This window comes from Pseudomonas machongensis (assembly GCF_034961125.1).
Classification (GTDB): Bacteria; Pseudomonadota; Gammaproteobacteria; order Pseudomonadales; family Pseudomonadaceae; genus Aquipseudomonas; species Aquipseudomonas machongensis.
Genome location: NZ_JAYFUI010000029.1, coordinates 1 through 393, shown reverse-complemented (window position 1 = coordinate 393; position 393 = coordinate 1). Strand labels below are relative to the sequence as shown.

Here is a 393-nt window from a genome sequence, read left to right as displayed (position 1 = left end):
TGACCCTGGCAACGGATGGCGCCCGCGCAGTGATGCGCAACCAGCACATCGGCTTCGTTTTTCAGGGCTTCAACCTGCTGCCGCGTCTGGATGCCCTCGACAATGTCGCCTTGCCGCTGCTTTACCGTGGCGAGCCACGCAACTCGGCACGGGAGGCGGCGCGCCAGCAGTTGCGGCGGGTAGGCCTCGGCGAACGGCTGCACCACCGCCCGGCAGAGCTCTCCGGGGGCCAACGCCAGCGAGTGGCCATGGCCCGCGCCCTCGTCGGTGAGCCCCAACTGCTGCTCGCCGACGAGCCCACCGGCAACCTCGATGGCCAGACTGCACAAGACATCATCGAACTGCTGCTGGCTCTCAACCGTGAGCAGGGCGTCACCCTGATCATCGTCACCC

At 67.4% G+C, this 393-nt stretch carries 1 protein-coding gene; it reads left to right on the top strand.

The genetic code is table 11. The annotated features are described in order from the left end of the window. Positions 1-393: ABC transporter ATP-binding protein (locus tag VA602_RS00550; RefSeq protein ID WP_323452171.1), on the top strand; the 393-nt coding region annotated here is incomplete at both ends.